This window comes from Megasphaera hutchinsoni (assembly GCF_001553405.1).
Lineage (GTDB): Bacteria > Bacillota > Negativicutes > Veillonellales > Megasphaeraceae > Megasphaera > Megasphaera hutchinsoni.
The window spans coordinates 90,207-104,385 of record NZ_KQ960953.1; the positions used below are offsets into that span (position 1 = coordinate 90,207).

Annotated in this window: 10 protein-coding genes; 5 read left to right on the forward strand and 5 right to left on the reverse strand. The window is 38.0% G+C overall.

All coding sequences use genetic code 11. The features are described 5' to 3' along the window. Nucleotides 1-12: 12 nt before the first annotated feature. The 3 genes from pyk to HMPREF3182_RS06175 all read right to left on the reverse strand — a co-directional run bounded on the left by pyk (nt 13) and on the right by HMPREF3182_RS06175 (nt 3,494). Nucleotides 13-1,758 (reverse strand): pyruvate kinase, encoded by a 1,746-nt coding sequence (pyk, locus tag HMPREF3182_RS06165; protein WP_007393182.1) that lies wholly within the window; start codon nt 1,756-1,758, stop codon nt 13-15. A 142-nt stretch (nt 1,759-1,900) separates the two neighbouring features. After that, entirely contained in the window at nt 1,901-2,581 is a 681-nt protein-coding gene (queC, locus tag HMPREF3182_RS06170) for a 7-cyano-7-deazaguanine synthase QueC (protein WP_007393238.1), read from the reverse strand. 85 nt (nt 2,582-2,666) lie between these two features. Beyond that, nucleotides 2,667-3,494, reverse strand: a complete 828-nt coding sequence (locus tag HMPREF3182_RS06175; RefSeq protein WP_062486255.1) for a basic amino acid ABC transporter substrate-binding protein — start codon at nt 3,492-3,494, stop codon at nt 2,667-2,669. Between the two features lie 172 nt (nt 3,495-3,666). Here HMPREF3182_RS06175 and HMPREF3182_RS06180 point away from each other — a divergent pair, with 172 nt between their 5' ends. Beyond that, on the forward strand, nt 3,667-4,215 hold the full coding sequence (locus HMPREF3182_RS06180) for a phosphatase PAP2 family protein (protein ID WP_007393213.1): 549 nt from the start codon (nt 3,667-3,669) through the stop codon (nt 4,213-4,215). Nucleotides 4,216-4,320: 105 nt separating this feature from the next. Here the strand turns inward: HMPREF3182_RS06180 and bioB are convergent, their stop codons facing one another. Beyond that, nucleotides 4,321-5,313 (reverse strand): biotin synthase BioB, encoded by a 993-nt coding sequence (bioB, locus tag HMPREF3182_RS06185; RefSeq protein ID WP_007393171.1) that lies wholly within the window; start codon nt 5,311-5,313, stop codon nt 4,321-4,323. Between the two features lie 189 nt (nt 5,314-5,502). Between bioB and pdxR the strand changes: the two genes are divergently transcribed. The 3 genes from pdxR to HMPREF3182_RS06200 are packed head-to-tail and all read left to right on the forward strand — an operon-like array spanning nt 5,503 to nt 11,152. Beyond that, nucleotides 5,503-6,891, forward strand: coding sequence for a MocR-like pyridoxine biosynthesis transcription factor PdxR (gene pdxR / locus HMPREF3182_RS06190; RefSeq protein ID WP_007393188.1), 1,389 nt, complete (start codon nt 5,503-5,505; stop codon nt 6,889-6,891). Nucleotides 6,892-6,895: 4 nt separating this feature from the next. Beyond that, on the forward strand, nt 6,896-8,161 hold the full coding sequence (locus HMPREF3182_RS06195) for a metallophosphoesterase family protein (protein WP_062486258.1): 1,266 nt from the start codon (nt 6,896-6,898) through the stop codon (nt 8,159-8,161). A 6-nt stretch (nt 8,162-8,167) separates the two neighbouring features. Then, the gene (locus HMPREF3182_RS06200; protein WP_062486261.1) at nt 8,168-11,152 is read left to right on the forward strand and encodes an AAA family ATPase; all 2,985 of its coding nucleotides are present in this window, start codon (nt 8,168-8,170) and stop codon (nt 11,150-11,152) included. Between the two features lie 82 nt (nt 11,153-11,234). Here HMPREF3182_RS06200 and HMPREF3182_RS06205 read toward each other — a convergent pair whose 3' ends face one another. After that, nucleotides 11,235-12,425 (reverse strand): amidohydrolase, encoded by a 1,191-nt coding sequence (locus HMPREF3182_RS06205; RefSeq protein ID WP_062486264.1) that lies wholly within the window; start codon nt 12,423-12,425, stop codon nt 11,235-11,237. Nucleotides 12,426-12,587: 162 nt separating this feature from the next. On the opposite strand from HMPREF3182_RS06205, the gene HMPREF3182_RS06210 reads away from it, so the two are divergent. Continuing rightward, nucleotides 12,588-14,171: a ClC family H(+)/Cl(-) exchange transporter gene (locus HMPREF3182_RS06210; RefSeq protein ID WP_062486267.1), complete on the forward strand. Its 1,584-nt coding sequence runs from the start codon at nt 12,588-12,590 to the stop codon at nt 14,169-14,171. Nucleotides 14,172-14,179: the final 8 nt, after the last annotated feature.

Here is a 14,179-nt window from a genome sequence, read left to right on the forward strand (position 1 = left end):
CGAGGTATTTTTTTATCGAGCATTGGTGATACCACGGAATATGGTATCACGATTACTATCAACGGTTACTGTATCATTGTTTTTTAAAATTTTTGTCGCATTTTTAGCACCGATTACAGCAGGTAGGCCTAAAGTTAAGGCGATAATTGCAGCCTCACTGGTAAGACCACTTTCTTCTGCAACGATAGCTTTGGCTCGTTTCATGTAGGAGATAAACTCTGGCTCTGCTGATTTTAAAACAAGGATACAATCATCAGTGAAGCGTTGCTTTAAGTTAGTTAATGTATCGGCGATGCAGACGGTACCGATGGCCGATCCTTTTCCTATTCCCGTACCTGATAATAAAATATCGCCTACCACTTGCACGCGGATCATGTTGGTAGAACCCGATTGCCCAACGGGTACACCTGCGGTTAAGACGACTAAATCTCCCACGTTAATTAAGTGATGGGTTAAGGCTGATTGGATAGCGGTATGGACTACTTCATCGGAATTTTTGGCAGGTTCACCGAGGATTGCTTGTACACCCCAATTTAATTGAAGGGTACGTATAATGTCTTTATGAGGGGATACAGCAATGATTGGGCATGAGGGTCTAAACTTTGAAATCATTTGAGCGGTGCTTCCCTTTTCGGTGGAAGCAATAATTGCTGCGGCATGCAAATCTTCTGCAATTTTTACGACTCCTTTACCAATGGATTCTGTGGTTGTGGGAGCGGCATAATGTTGTGTTTGATGATGGAAGGGATAATGCCCTTCTGTATAGGTGGCAACTTTGTTCATAGTGGTTACTGCTTCAATGGGATATAGTCCATTGGCGGTTTCTCCACTGAGCATAATCGCATCGGTTCCATCTAAAATTGCATTAGCTACGTCACTTGTTTCCGCACGTGTGGGGCGTGGATTGGCACACATAGATTCTAACATTTGGGTGGCCGTAATGACGGGTTTACCAGCGATATTGCATTTTTGAATAAGCATTTTTTGGAGGGTAGGGACTTTTTCGGCAGGAATTTCTACGCCTAAATCACCACGTGCGACCATAATACCATCGCTTAGCTGAATGATTTCGTCAATGTTTTGTACGGCTGTTTGACATTCTATTTTTGCAATGATTTTTATGGTTGAATGATTATCCTCTAATAATTTTCGAATAGCAATAATATCTTCTCCTTTTTGAATAAAGGATGCAGCAATAAAATCCATGTGCATGTCTATGCCAAAAAGAATATCTTCTATATCGGATTGAGATATTGCTGGTAAATTAAGTATTGTACCTGGGATGGCAACACGTTTTCGATCGCTCATTTTTCCTGTATTTAAAATTTGCGTGTGAATTTCTGTGTCTGTTATGCGTTCTACGCTTAAGGTTACGAGTCCATCTGATAAAAGAATGTGACTGCCTATGGAAATATCTTTAGGTAAATCTTTATAATTTACAGAGGCAATGGTTTCATTTCCTATCAATGAACGTGTAGTTAAGGTGAAAGGCTGTCCTGCTTTCATTATAATGGAACCATTTTCGAAGGAACCTAAACGAATTTCTGGACCTTTGGTATCTAACATTAGAGCTATGGGAATTTGTGATTTTTTTGAAATATTTCGGACGAGGTCAATTCGTTTTTTATGTTCTTCATGGGTACCGTGGGAAAAGTTAAAACGAGCAATATTCATGCCCGAATTAATTAAATTTTCAATTATTTCTGGTGTTTGTGAACTAGGACCTAAGGTGCAAACAATTTTTGTCTTTTTGGGCATATATACCCCTCCCTTTTTCTAAAAAATACATATAATTAAATTAATATATAGGATTTTAATTGTGTTTAGTGTATCTTATAAATAGGAGTGTGGCAAGTGAAATATAAAAATAGCCGCCATCTGTTTATGAGAGCGGTTATTTTTATAAAGCAGGATCTTTTTTATTGTTAGCAGCAAAAGCCGCAGCTCGATCGCGGCATGTTCCGCACACTCCGCAAGGATGCTCTTTTCCTTCATAGCAGCTCCACGTTAAATGATAGGGGGCATGTAAAGATAAGCCTTCTTGCACGACACGTGCCTTATTCCAATGTAATAATGGTGCTTTTAATTGACAGGTACGACCAGATCCTTCATAAATAGCATTGGCCATAGCTGTTTCAAATTCAGGAGTGCAATCGGGATAAGCACGACCGGCTGCATCATCGGCATGTGCTCCATAGTAAATATAATTTGCTTGTGTGCTTACAGCAAGTGCGGCGGCGAAGGATAGAAAAAGACCGTTGCGGAAAGGTACATAAGTATCTAGCGTTCCCGTACCTCCTTTTTCAGCGAGTTGTGTTGCATAAGAGGTGTGGGCAATTTTTCCTTGGCGACCTGCTAATAGTACACAGTTACTAAGTGAAAATGCTTGAGAAACATCGATTTCCCTATGTAATACTTGATAGTAGCTCGCAATATCTCTGGCAGCAGTGAGTTCTTTTGCATGTTTTTGCCCATAATAAGCCGTTACAGCGAGTACTTCTTTTACACCATATGTTTGGATGGCGAGGGCTAAACAAGTGGTTGAATCAATACCACCACTAAGTAATACTAAACATTTCATAGGATTTTCCCCTTTGCAACATATTCTTGTTTTATTTTATCAAGGAAAAGGAAAAAAGCAAGTGAAATTTGCATTTTTATATAGTTTATTGCCCTGAGGTAGTGAGCAATGCTTTTTCCGCTGAATTAGGTAACATGGGGGGATTTTCGCCAAACCATTTTTGATAAATTTTTTGGAATTTGCCATTAGCTTTTAAAGTAGCTAAGGCTGTATTGATTTCTTGTTGTAATTGTGAATTATCTTTATTCATGGCAAAGGCTAAATATTCGCTATGGGTATTCGGTAAATTAATTACTTTGAATTTTCCTTTTCCTTGATTCTGGAGATAATAATCAGCTACGGGTTTATCTAAAATGCCAGCTGGGGAGCCGCCTACTTGTAATTCCATAATGACGTCAGCATTGTGATCAAATTGTTTGGTTTGTATATTATTTTTAGTACAATAATCAGCGGCAGTTGTTCCCATTTGTACGGCAACTGTTTTATTGTGAAGTGCGGATAGAGAAGTAATTTCACTATTTATAGGTACTAATAAGACCAATTTTGATTCATAAAACGGTGCAGAAAAAGCAACTTTTTTTGCTCTTTCCGCCGATAAAGTGATACCAGAAGCACCTAAATCCATGGTATGCTGTTGTAAGGCGGGAATAATTCCTGCAAATGGAATATTATTCATGACTACTGGACGTCCGATTTCGTGGGAAATTTCATTTAATAAGTCAATTTCAAATCCCTTATAGTCAGAGGATGATGCGTCATCTTTAAATTCAAAAGGAACAAATGTAGCATTAGTACACACTTGCAAGGGTTCGTTTGCGGTGTTTTTAGTAGTTGTTTGATTACTGCAGCCACTTAAACAAAAGACGATGGTAGTTATCGTGCATAGTAAAGAAAATAGTTTTATATGTTTCATATACATACCTCCAAATGAATCAATAATTATTAAACTAGATAAATTATACAATAAAAAATACACGATGTCTACAGTAAAATGGAATAAAAATTCAAAATAATGAAATAAGAATAAAAAGACAGAGAAATAAAACGATATATGAACTTATGAATAGAATAGAAATGGAGTAAATATGCGAGATGATAAAATAAAAATGATTTGGTCTATTATTACTAGATTTGGATATTTAATATATATCATTTATGGGATATATGCGTGGTTGTATCCTCGTAAGAATAAGCAAAAGGTATATCAGCGGCAATCTTTGATCTATTGTTTAGGGGCTGTTTTTAGTGGTTCAATTGTATCGTGGCTGATAGGAAAGCTATGGTATCGTCCACGTCCTTTTGTGCAACAACATATTACCCCTTGGCATATACATCGAGCTACGCCCTCTTTTCCGAGTAATCATGCGATGAATAGTATAGCTGTTTCGCTGTTATTAGTTATGCGAGGACATAAAGCAGGATGGGGGCTATTATTGTGGTCCGTTATTTTAGCGTGTTCACGTTTTTTTTGTCGGCTTCACTATTGGTCAGATATTATTGGGGGCATGTTTTTAGGGGGAAGCATTAGTTTATTGATTTATAAAAGTGATAGGATGAGTCGTTTTAGTCACTATATTGTGCGTAGATGTGCACGTGGAGAAATCTTGCTTAAGCAATGGCTTCATGGGTGGTAATTAAATAAAAGCCATAAAAAGAATAAACAGATGGGGTTCTTTTTATGGCAGATATAGAGGGTATAAGGGAATATTTAATTATCGTGGAGCAGATAAGATGAGCATTTAGGCATTAGGTTGTGTACAAGGACGCTCTAAATCACGAAGCATTTGTTGATCTAATGATGTTTCGTTGCCACGGGTGGTTAAATAACCGCCAATCATAATACCATTTAGACCACCCGTTAATGCATAAGGTTGGAGAGTGCGTAAATTTACTTCTCTACCACCAGCTGTACGTATTAATGCATGAGGTAAGATAAAGCGAAAGACAGCGAATGTGCGGAGAATTTCTAACGGTGGTACAAGAGGATTATTGGCAAAGGGAGTGCCTTTTACGGGATTTAAAATGTTGAGGGGAACAGAATCAATCCCAAAATTTTTTAGAGCAAAGGCCATTTCAATTCGTTGTTTAGGTGATTCGCCCAAACCAAATATTCCGCCTGAACATACGCGTAAACCTGCTTGTTGAGCGGTATGTATCATTTTCGATTTATCGGCAAAGGTATGGGTTGAACAAATAGAAGGAAAGTATGAAGGTGCGGTTTCTATATTAGCGTGATAGCGAGAAATACCTATTTTTTTTAACGCTTTTGCTTGGTCTAATGTAATCAGACCGAGCGAACAGCATGTTTCTAGATGAACTTCGTTTTTGATGCAGTCTAAGGCATGGAGTATTGCTGTAAATTCGGGCCCTTCAACAACGGAGCGACCGCTAGTAACAATAGCAAAGCGAGCAGCACCAGCATTTTTGGCTTTTTTTGCAGCCTTGATGATAGACGGTGTATCTAAAAGAGGATATTCGGAGATGCCTGTTTTATAATGGGCTGATTGAGCACAGAAACGACAATTTTCAGGACATTTACCAGAACGCCCATTAATAATGGCACAACAATCTACTTTATCGCTATGAAAGTGCTGACGTATTTTATCGGCTAAGGCGAGCAATAAAGGTGTATCGGCAGCGGGGAGTGAGATTAGTTCATATGCTTCTGTTTTAGAAATATCGTTTCCGGCTATTACTTTTTGTGTATAGGCTAATAATGTTTGTAAATCCATGGATAAACTCCTTTAAATAACATAAAATGAATTCTTTGTCATTATAAGGTAAAATGACAAAAAAGACAACCTATATAAAAAATAAAGGTTTACAAACAAAAGGAAAAATAAGCGAAGACCGCCTCTTTTCAGATATAATGTTTTTCGTTACAATAGGTATATAGTGTAAAAGGTGAAGGGGAAAATAGGATGTTACAAATTGACCCATTAAAAAAAAGTCCTTATTATGTGCAGATCTATGCGTATTTTAGACAAGAAATAGAACAAGGCCGCATTACGGCAGGAGTGCGTTTACCCGCGATTCGAGAATTAGCAAAACAAATCCATGTTAGTAAAATGACGGTAGAAAAAGCGTATAAACAATTGGCAGAGGAAGGCTATATATTACAGCATTGTAAATCACGATATGAGGCGACTTACTTAGATAGGGCGATTAGTAAGAAAATTGTTTCTATTACTCCAGGTATATCGACAGGTCAAAAACGGACGTATTTATACGATTTTGGCAGTGGCGATATGGATATGGAAGGTTTTCCGCTTACATTGTGGCGCAAGTATATGAATCGTGTTTTATCTGATCCCGTATATTTGTCGGCTTGTGATGATGAACAGGGCGTATCGGCCTTGCGGATTGCTTTAAGTAATTATGTTTATGAAACGCGTGGGGTAAAAGCAAATCCTGATTGTATTGTTATTGGTGCGGGAACGTCTACTTTGTTACATATTTTAACCACATTATTGCGTTCTTCTTATTCTCATATTGCTGTTGAAAATCCTGGGTTTCGGTTAGGGCGAGAACTATTTCGCAGTGCTGGGTATCAACTTGAAATGATACCCGTAAAAGAAGGGGCACTTGATTTATCCTCCTTAGAAAAAAAAGCGGGGCAGCTTATTTATGTGAGTCCATCACATCAATTTCCGACAGGGACGGTAATGAGAGCAGATTTACGATATCGTTTGATTACTTGGGCAAAGACTAACGATGGTTTAATTATAGAAGATGATTATGACAGTGAATTGCGGTATTATGGTAGACCGATACCAGCATTGCAGGGATTAGATGATGGGGAACATGTTATTTATATGGGTGCTTTATCCAAAATTTTGCCTTTTTTTGTACGACTAAGTTATATGATATTACCTTCAGCAATAGTGGCTCAATACCATAAACAAATTAGTCTTTTTAGGCAGACTGCTTCCGTTGCTGAACAATGCGTTTTAGCGGCATATATTACAAGTGGCGAAATGTATCGGCATGTCAAACGATTGCGGCGTATGTATCAAGAAAAGGCGATGCGTTTAGAAGGATTATTGCGGCGCACCTTTGGTTCGCAACTGGAAGTTCAGCATGTTCTTTCGGGGGTATATTGTTTAGTGCGAATTTATTCTAAGAAGACTACACAGGAATTGGTGAATGCGGCAGCGGCACAAGGTTGTAGGGTACTTTCTGTACAATCTTTTTATGAACAACCTCAATTGTGGGATGAGCGAGAGTTTTTATTGTCATTTACGAAAATTAGTAGTGAAGAAATGCCAGAAGCGGTACAAGCTTTATATCGGGCATGGAAAGAAGGGTAGCAATATGTCAAAGGGATTTCGATTTATACAATGTGGAGATCTTCATTTAGGAAGTCCATTTCGTGATTTAGTATTGGTGGATGAACGTTGGAAACAGAGTATCAGTAAAGCACCCGTACGGGCTTTTCAAAAAATTGTCCAATTAGCGATTGAAAAAAAAGTACATGCCGTTTTTATTACTGGTGATGTATATACTAGCCGAGAACATAATTTGACAGCACAACTTGATTATGTTCGTCTCTTGCATCAGTTAGCCCAACATCATATTGAAGTTTTTACTGTATTAGGAAATCATGATCCCTTAGAAGCGTGGAAGGCGAATATACCGCTTCCTGCTAATGTACATGTTTTTTCTACAACGCAAGTAGAACGAGTTCCGTTGGTAGTAGAAGGGGAGGAAGTGGCCGCTATTTATGGTCAAAGCTATGCCAAAATGGAGCAACGTGAAAATATAGCAAAACAATTTCATCGCTCTGCTTCAGATACGTATGCCATTGGTTTATTGCATACGCAAGTTGGTAATTTGCAGTCTACTTATGCTCCATGTACAATACAAGATTTGTGTGATAGTGGTATGGATTATTGGGCGTTAGGGCATGTACATAAAAAACAGATTTTACATGAAAAACCGTATATTGTGTATGCTGGTAATCCGCAAGGATTAGATTGTACGGAAATCGGTGAACGAGGATGTTATTATGTAGAGGTAGGTCCATATGGAACGACCGAATTAACTTTTTTTGATACTAGTGTTGTATGTTGGGAAACGGTTGAGCTCTCGATTGATTCGATAGAATCGGTTTCTGAAATGAGGGATGCTGTTCGTTTGGTTAAAGAAAAAATTCGTCGGACTATTGGTAAACCCACATTTTTGACGATTGATTGCGTGGGACAAGGTAGCTTATATCCTGTTCTTAATAATCAAGAAGCAACGCAATATTGGTTGGATAGTTGGCATGAAGAAGAGAAAGGGAAATACGCCTTTGTTATGGTTGAACGATTACGAAATTTAGCGAGACCGAAGATGGATATTAGTGAAAGAGGAAAGTTGCCAGATACAGTAGGGGATTACTTAAATGTTATAGAAGCGATAGAAAATTTATCCTTAGAAAAGAAAACGCAGGTGTTGCGAGATATCCTTACAAAACGCCCAGAAATAGAGCGTTTAGGTAGATATAGCCATTTGATTTCAGATGAACGATTGGTAGAAGCTTTTGAGAAAGCAAAATGGGTAGGTATACAACAATTGATGGAAGATAGGAAAGGATAAATACAGATGAAAATAACACAAATGCATTTGGATGATTTTGGAATTTATCATCATGTCGAATGGACGCCACCAGAACAGGGTCTTATGATTATCCATGGTCCTAATGAAAGCGGAAAAACGACCTTGATGAAATATGTTCGTTCTATGTTTTTTGGGTATCCCCGGGGGGAGTGGAAAGGATTTTTTGGACATATTGATATTCGTAGACATACGGGAAAAGCCTATCGTATTTATCGTAATGAAAAAGAGTTTTATATCGCGGATGGGGATACCATTCTCTATGAAGAACCATCTACTATGTGGTGGCACGGGTTAGACAGACAAACTTATGATAAAATTTTTGCTATTGGGCTGGAAGATTTGCAAGGATTTAAAATTCTTTCTAATGAAGAAGTGCGTAGTCATTTTTTTAGCATAGAAGGTGGCGTACGCATGGGGACGACTAGGCGTGAATTTATAAGACGCATGGGTGAATTATTAGTGCCGTCCTCACAAGGGAAGAAAGTGATTAATGTATTATTGCAAGAACAAAAAGAGTATGCTTATCGGATTGATAAATTAGTGTATGATGAAGATGAATTTGCACAATTACAAGCTCAGGAAAAAAGATCGTATGAAGAAGTAAATCAATTGCGTTTACAACAGGAAGAGCTAAAAATGCAAATGGAACAAGTCTTGTTAACGATGTCGGCGTGGAATATATATCAACGAGGTCAAGCCGCACAAAAAAAAATGCAAGAATTGGCATCGATATCCCAATTTCCGCAGGAAGGTTTACAACAAGAAAGTGAAATTGAAAGCAATATAAGTAGACTCACCACACAAATTCAAAAACAGCAGAGATTATATCAAGAAAAAAACACGTATCATGACGAGTGGAAACACTGGGAGATTTGCGGAAAAACGATAGAAAAGGTGTATGACAAGGTTCATGAGTGGAAACAATATGAACAAATCTTGCAAGAGAAAGAACAACAAGCAGTGCAGTGGAAACAAGCACTAGAGCAAGAAGAAAGAAAGTTAAGACCTTATTTTGGTACGTCTATTGCAAGACAGGTAGACTGGCAAGATGGATTTTTGGTAGCACAAAAATATGCTCAGGTTTGGCAGCAATTATTAGCTTGGAAAGCGAGAAAACCCAAATCTGGGTGGATATCATCTACGCCAGAATATGATCAAGCAGAGAAAACAGAAGCCTATTGGCAACAGCAAGGGCCACGAATAGAAGAGTTACAACAATTGATCCATACATGGCAAAAAATACAAGCCGTATGGGAGATGATAGAACAAGATAAGCAAACACCTAAACGAGGTTTAATGTGGGGCATTGGGGGTAGCTTGAGTATAAGTATTATTAGTGCGGGCTTAGCGTTTTGGCAAGTAGTTCCTCTATTTTGGGGTTATATGGTGGCGGTTTTTTTCCTTATTGTTTTGGTCATATTGGGATATATGCTCCTAATGGGGACTTATACACCGAAAAAAGAGGTTGTCCATGAGCAGTTACAAGAAGTAGAAAATAAAATATGCCTTTTATCGAAGCAAGGTAATTTGGGATTAGACGGGGATTTTAAATGTGCTCTATGGCAACAAAAAATAGAAGATATGAAAAGACAATATGCTCATTGGCAAGCTGACTATTCCAAGTATGTATGGAAAAAAGAGCAGAAAGAATTATATCAATCGGTTTATGGTCAATGGAAAAACGAAGGGAAGCAGCTGAAAGCTTCTGTTCGGGATGTTATGGATGAATGGAAAAAATGGTATGAAGTACAGGGGATACGGCACTTGCCACATACTGACTTTATGCTTATTCAACAGGCTTGGAAGCGTTGGTATAGTTATCAGCAACAATTGTGTGCATGGAAAGATGAAAAAGTGCAGATTCAACGGCAAGTGGAGGATTTAACGGTTCAAGTGAAACAGCTGTTTAAAGAACTTTCATTTGCAGAAAATGTAACACCTGACAATGTTATTTTATTATATAAAAAATGGCAAACGATTCGCGTGCAAGCGGAAGTAGCTCGTGAGCAAGACCATCAACGGGTAATACAAAAACAACAAGAAGAACAATTGCAACGAGAAAAAGCACGGTGGGAAGAAAAACAACGGCAGTTATTTCAGGCTGTTAGGGTCAAAACCAGTGGTGAATTTAGAGATAAAGCCTTGCAATACCAACAGTTTTGTCAGTATAAAGAAATTTATAGACAATCGGAAGACCATCTTCGGTTATTAGCGAAAACGTCGCAAGTGCTAAAGCAATTGAAATATGACTTACAACATTATACGGTGAAGGATTGGCAAGATAAGCGGATACAGTATGAACAAAAAATTAAAGAATTAGAACAGAAAATTGCAGATATTGTTGAGCACAGAGGGAGTATTGTAGAACGATTGAGTCAAATGGCTAAAAACGAAGAATATAATAGGCTTTTGCAGGAACAGCAACATCGTAAGGCGTTGTTGGATAATCAAGTAGATAATTGGCTTATGTATATGTTTGCGGAACATATGATGGGTGAAGCACAAGCGTATTATGAACGAGTACGACAGCCAATTGTTATCCGTAAAGCGGGTGAATATTTGCAAGAAATGACCGCAAGGAAATATACGTTGCAAGCTAGTTTTGATGGTAAACAGTTGTATGCTGTAGATAATACACAACGGCGGATTCCCGAAAAACAATGGAGTAGTGGTTTGGGAGATCAAATTTATTTAGCTGTTCGCATTAGTTTAGCCGTTGTTTTTTCTCAACAGTTAGAACCGATGCCGATTGTTTTAGATGACATTTTGGTTCGATTTGATGAAGAACGTCAAAAAGCGGCGTTACGTTTTTTGGCAAATGTGGGTAAAAAAGAACAGGTATTCTTGTTTACTTGCTCACGCATGACTCGCAATATTGCTATAGAAGTTCAACAAGAAGAAGGACTGATAGATTCAGGCATACATATTTTTGAAATTAACAAGGGAAGTATACAGCCGATAAATGAATAAGCATGTAGTTATGTAAGGAAACAATAAAACACGGATTTCTAAGACTACTTAGAAATCCGTGCTTTTGTTTAGCTCGCAATCATTATGTTTCTGCAGATAAATATTCTGGCAGGTATTGTACTAACGTAAGTAAGGATGTGCAGATTAATTTTAATCCACTACTTTCCCAGATAAAAGAAGATGTATTGATGGGAAGATCATGATCAGTACGTACGCCTATATCGTAGGTGAAGGAGGGAATTTGTTCGGCAATATATGAAAAATCATCAATTCGTCGTTTATCGATCAGTGTCGAAAATTGTAATGTGGGTAGATGTTCTTGCCATGTTTTTTTTGCGGCGGCACATAATGCTTTATCATTGGATAACGCCGAGGCGATGGGATGAGAATGTAGCTGAATATTGATTGGCGTCGTTTTCATTATTTCTTGAATCATATCGTTAATGGCAGCGATAATATGATGACTAGTATTAGGTGATGAGGTACGTAATACCCCTTCAAAGGTTGTTTTCTCAGGAATGATAGTAGCTGTTGTGCCACCATATACATGATTAAAAATCAATGTGTCAGGGGCTACATTAATATGCCCTAATAATGTTTCATGAATGGTATAGAGCAATTTATTGCCAATATTTAAAGGATTGATTGTGGGATCCAATTGATTTTCTGGTTGGCTTATGGTGAGTGTAATGAGATCGGCATAGGGAGAAACCTTTCCATCTTGAAAGGCCACGGTCCCTAATGGTACGGCTCCTGTAAAGCGACAAGATAAGGATATATCTGGTTTAGGACCATATAATATACCCGCATCGATCATTTTTAAGGCACTTCCCGTAGTAGAAACCGCAGGTTCAAAGACAAAGCGAATAGAACCATGGAGTTGTTTTTTATATTTACAAAATATTTTAGCGATACCTAATAACATTGCCATTTCCCCATCGTGTCCAGAGGCATGCATAAGACCAGAGGTGAGAGATGCATACGCACTATTGGGAGATTCATGTAGGGGAAGGGCATCAATAGCGGCACGCAATAATAAAACCGAGCCTGGATGGGAACCATGAATAATACCGGTAACACCAGTGCCTGCAATTATTTTTACATCTGATACGCCCATTAATGTCAGTTCTTGAAATAAGGTTTTGCAAGTATCAAATTCATGATGACCACTTTCAGGGTGGGCGTGAAAATATTCGCGTATTTCCATCATATAAGGTAATGTTTGGCGTACTGCTTCCGAGACAGAAAATGGTAAAGAACGAGAGGTGTTCATACAGCGAACCTCCTTTTCATAATATAAAGTATGATTTTTATAATATCTTATATCTATATTTTCTATTATAAATGATATATTTCCTTTTAAAAAGTAAAAAATATACTGGTATGCATAACTTATGCTATAATGACTTCAGTATGTTAAGAGGAGTGAAAAAATATGCCATTACAAAAACAGTTAATTTCTACAATTGAAATGTTAAGTCATTGGCCAAGATTTCGCTTGAGATTGTTTCTAGAAGGCTTGTTTGTTGGTATTATATCGGGTAGTGTGATTAGTTTATTTCGTTCTTTATTGGAGAAGGGAACGATATATAGAGAATATATATATCAACATGTATTGTGCATGGGAAATATAGGATTTACCTTGGTGTGGTTTTGTTTGTTACTCATAGCAGCATGGCTATTATGGAAATTAGGCATGTATGAACCTGGTGCGGGCGGTAGTGGAATTCCTCAGGTTAAAGGCGTTATCTTAGGTTCTGTGCGGATGAGATGGTTTCGTATTCTTTGGGTTAAACTCATTAGTGGTATTATAGGCATTGGCTTGGGATTATCACTTGGGAGAGAAGGCCCGTCTATTCAAATTGGTGCTGTTGTGGGTCAAGGCATGAGTAGAGGGCTAAAACGAACGCGTATGGAAGAACGATATTTAATTACGGCTGGTGCAAGTGCAGGACTTGCGGCCGCATTTAATGCCCCTTTAGCAGGGGTTATCTTTGCGTTAGAAGAGCTGCATCGTAATTTTTCGGGGGCTGTATTGGCCTCTGCTATGGCAGCAGCATTATTATCGACAACTGTATGTAGAATGGTTTTTGGCAGAGAAACGATTTTTCATTTTGGTACATTGTCGGTACTTCCCCTTTCTTATATTTGGCTAGTGGTAGGGGTGAGCATTTTCGTTGCTATTGGTGGTTGGATTTTTAATGCATGTTTGTTGCGAACACATCTTTTTTATGAGCTTCCTTTCTTTCGTAATGACTATATGAGAATTGGTTTTGCTCTTCTTACGGCAGGTATATTAGGATTTGTTTTTCCTTATGTATTGGGGGGCGGTAATGATCTTATTAATCAATTGTATATGCTGCCGTTATCACTGCAATTTTTTTTATTATTGTTAGTGGCTAAATTTCTTTTTACGCTGATTAGTTATGGCTGTGGTGTACCAGGAGGCTTTTTCTTACCTATGTTGGTATTAGGAGCGTTATTGGGAGGTGTAATTGGTATACTGCTTATTCATGGAGGAATTATTCCCGTCCAGTATTTTTCTAATATTATTGTTATTTCTATGGCTGCTTTTTTTGCTGCTTCGGTGCAGTCACCGATTACAGGTACGATATTAATTATGGAAATGACTGGTTCATATGAACATTTATTGGTATTATGTACGGCCTCGATGGTAGCTTTAGTGGTAGCACAAATAATGAAAGGTGAACCGATTTACGATACGCTATTACAACGTTCGTTGGCTAAAAATAAGCCTCAAATTTCCGCTACGGACCAAAGACATCTGATGGAGTTGACGGTGGCAAGTGGAAGCGTAGTCGATGGAAAATATATACGTCGTATTACATGGCCGAATCATGTGGTATTAATTGATATTAAAAGAAGCACGGGAGAAGTGTTGCCTGATTTTGATACGCGATTGTATGCTGGGGATTATATTTATGTATTAACTGATTCTATTGAAGGAGCACAACGCATTCGTGATATGGTAGAGTTATCGGAAGCAAAAAATGTATAATAATTATA

Excerpts from the sequence above, each read along its gene's own strand:
- pyk (WP_007393182.1), bottom strand. The coding sequence starts at position 1,758 with ATGCCCAAAAAGACAAAAATTGTTTGCACCTTAGGTCCTAGTTCACAA.
- queC (WP_007393238.1), bottom strand. The coding sequence starts at position 2,581 with ATGAAATGTTTAGTATTACTTAGTGGTGGTATTGATTCAACCACTTGT.
- HMPREF3182_RS06175 (WP_062486255.1), bottom strand. The coding sequence starts at position 3,494 with ATGAAACATATAAAACTATTTTCTTTACTATGCACGATAACTACCATC.
- HMPREF3182_RS06180 (WP_007393213.1), top strand. The coding sequence starts at position 3,667 with ATGCGAGATGATAAAATAAAAATGATTTGGTCTATTATTACTAGATTT.
- bioB (WP_007393171.1), bottom strand. The coding sequence starts at position 5,313 with ATGGATTTACAAACATTATTAGCCTATACACAAAAAGTAATAGCCGGA.
- pdxR (WP_007393188.1), top strand. The coding sequence starts at position 5,503 with ATGTTACAAATTGACCCATTAAAAAAAAGTCCTTATTATGTGCAGATC.
- HMPREF3182_RS06195 (WP_062486258.1), top strand. The coding sequence starts at position 6,896 with ATGTCAAAGGGATTTCGATTTATACAATGTGGAGATCTTCATTTAGGA.
- HMPREF3182_RS06200 (WP_062486261.1), top strand. The coding sequence starts at position 8,168 with ATGAAAATAACACAAATGCATTTGGATGATTTTGGAATTTATCATCAT.
- HMPREF3182_RS06205 (WP_062486264.1), bottom strand. The coding sequence starts at position 12,425 with ATGAACACCTCTCGTTCTTTACCATTTTCTGTCTCGGAAGCAGTACGC.
- HMPREF3182_RS06210 (WP_062486267.1), top strand. The coding sequence starts at position 12,588 with ATGCCATTACAAAAACAGTTAATTTCTACAATTGAAATGTTAAGTCAT.